Source organism: uncultured Thiodictyon sp., assembly GCF_903946935.1.
Taxonomy (GTDB): Bacteria; Pseudomonadota; Gammaproteobacteria; order Chromatiales; family Chromatiaceae; genus Thiodictyon.
Window position 1 is genome coordinate 1 of record NZ_CAJAXH010000262.1, and the last position, 2,668, is coordinate 2,668.

2 protein-coding genes are annotated in these 2,668 nt (G+C 68.3%); one reads left to right on the forward strand and one right to left on the reverse strand.

Annotated features, from left to right (window positions below; translation table 11 throughout):
• Positions 1 to 214: 214 nt before the first annotated feature.
• Positions 215 to 778, reverse strand: coding sequence for a hypothetical protein (locus tag QZX93_RS23210; RefSeq protein ID WP_295386616.1), 564 nt, complete (start codon positions 776 to 778; stop codon positions 215 to 217).
• A 267-nt stretch (positions 779 to 1,045) separates the two neighbouring features.
• Between QZX93_RS23210 and QZX93_RS23215 the strand changes: the two genes are divergently transcribed.
• Entirely contained in the window at positions 1,046 to 1,996 is a 951-nt protein-coding gene (locus QZX93_RS23215) for a hypothetical protein (protein ID WP_295386614.1), read from the forward strand.
• Positions 1,997 to 2,668 lie beyond the last annotated feature (672 nt).

Sequence of the window (2,668 nt, forward strand, 5' to 3'; positions counted from 1 at the left end):
CTAACGGCCATGGAAGGGGGACCTACCACCCCGGAGCATGAAAGTCTGTCAGGCTAACGGGGCACTCCTGGGTTCCTCCGTCGTTTTCAGGTAAAAAAGACTTCAAAGACATTGGCTTGCGGCGACTTTCACGGTAAAGCCCCGACCTCCGGTTGCTGACTGGCCAGCGCTGGCCGGAACGAAGCGCTTCACCCAGGCCGCGGGCGGCAGACGGCTAATGTTCAGTTGGTGTATTGCGCAGTGCCCGGATTGCCTCACGGGAGAGCCCGGCCAGATCGGCAATGGCCGCGTCGTCCAGGGCGGTGCGCTCAAGCAGGGCGGCGACCATTTCACGGCACGCCTCCACCAGGCCCTCTTGGCGTCCTTCCTGGCGCCCCCGCTCGCGGATCTCCGCGTTCCACCGTTCGACCCATTGTTGCAGCATGATATGCACCTCTTGAAAATCATTGATGTCCGGGAGGCGGATGCCGGGGCGTTTCTTGCGGATGAAGCTGCGGTAGATCCAGCGGCCGAAGGCGCGCTTTAGGCTGTCCAGGGCGCCGGTGTCCACCAGCTTTAACAAACGGGCGTAGACCGCGAGCCAGGTCGGTTCGTCGCTCTGGAACTCGATCAGGAGATAGACGTAGCACCAGCCGTCGGCCCAACGGACGCGCCAGATGATGTCGTCTTCGCGGTCGCGGAATCGTCGGTGACATAGCTGCCCTTGACCGTCTCCAGCCCGGTAGGGTCCGCCGCGCGGACCTTCGCCGGTCGGGTTCTCGCGGGGCTCGGTCCGCACAGCGGACCCTACCGGACTACCGGGCTCAAACTGCACAAGCGACGCGGGCAGACCCAGCATCCGGCCTGGGCAGCATAGGCCGGGAACCCCGACGCGGCATGCGTGGGCAAGGCTCGGCGCTAGGCGCAAACGAAAAAGGCATCCCCAAGCGTTCGGGTTAACGCAGCGAAGCCCGATATCTTGCGGGTCTGCCGTCCGGTGACGCCCGGCAGGGCGAACCCGACTGGAACCAGGCCCACTCGCGCATCCGTCAACCCGAGGCCCAGCATGACCGCTACCCTGCTCGTCGGTACCTCCGCCGCCATCCTCGTGCTGGCCCTGCTGATGCTGGCCGCCCGCCCACCGTGGTGGTTGTCGCTGCCCGCGCTGTTCCTGGGCGTGTTGGGCCTGCTGGTGATGGTCGCCGAGGGGCCCCATGCCGCCGCTGAGATCTGGGGCGAGCGGCTTGAAGGCGTGGTGGCGGCCACCCATGCCTCCGTCCTGGTCGAGTCGGCACGCTCCAGCGGCGCGCGCGCCAGTCATATGGTGGTGCGTCATCGCTTCGCGGCCAGCGTCTGCTACCGCGCCCCGGAGGCCCCGGGGCTGGGGGCGGGCGCGCCGATCGACCCGGCGATCCTGGCCGCGATCGGTGAGGCCGAGTCGGCGGCCGACCGGCGCTACCGCCAGGCGCCCGGCAGCGGCATCCTGCGGCAGACGCAGGTGCGGCTCGATGAGGCGTCCTTCGATGCGGCGCAGCCCGGTCGCACGGTGATGCTGCGGCGGCTGCGTCCGTTCGGACTCGTGGAATGGACCTGGCCGGTCGACGCCCCCCTGCTGCCGATGCTCCCCCGCCCGCGGCTCGGCGGCGACGGGCCGCGGGTCGCGCTCCCGGCCGTGGTTACGGCCATCACCGTCGATCCGCGCGGCCGTGGCCTGCTGAACCGCCGGGCCTATGACTATGCCGTGCCGGTCGCCTATGTCCGGCTGCGTTACGCACCCCCCGGCCAGCCCGCGGGCGTGGAGGGTGTGGACGCGGTGGACGCGCCATCGGTGAGCGCACTGGCGGTGGGCAGCCCGGCGGTCGTCACGGTCGCGGCGCAGGCACCGCGCCAGCCGCGGCTGCTGGGCGTGGAGCGGACCTATTGGTGGCGCAATGTCTTGGTGGAGGCGTTGGTGCTCGTCGGGCTGCTCGCGACCGTCTTGATCATCATCGGCGTGCGGATGCGCCGTCGCGGCTGAAGCCGCTCCCACCACAGCGCGCGGTGGGAGCGGCTTTACCGTGAAAGTCGCCGCAAGCCAATGTCTTTGAAGTCTTTTTTACCTGAAAACGACGGAGGAACCCAGGAGTGCCCCGTTAGCTTGACAGACTTTCATGCTCCGGGGTGGTAGGTCCCCCTTCCATGGCCGTTAGCCCGGATCGGGTCGGGCTGACGGGATTGCGCCCGTCAGCCCTCCCACACCACCGGACATGCGGTTTTCCGCATCCGGCGGTTGAGCCTAGCGGGCTTTGCCCGCAAGCGTCCACCGAGGTGAACGCCCATTGGACCCCTTCTTGCGTCTGTGCTCGGGACCCGGAAGACTTGGCCGCCACGCGCCTCGCCCGGTGCGGGAATCCACCCGCTCGAACTCGGCCCGCCGCCCCGGTAGCTGCCGCTGTTGCAGCGCCGGGAGCGTGTCGGTGACCTTCTCGCCTTCCACATCCGATCCAGACTGTGGTCCTCTCGCGGCTCTTCGGCCCTTCGCTCCTCCCGGCTTTCACCGGGCGTCAACGCTACTACGGCCTCTGCAGCAATTCCCGCTCCCCCGCATCGTGGTCGGCCAAGGCGAGTACGCGGCGGCAGCGCGAAAAGGTAGGCACAGCAGCCCCTCGCCGACGCGCGGCGATGCTGAAACGGTTGGTTGACGATCCCC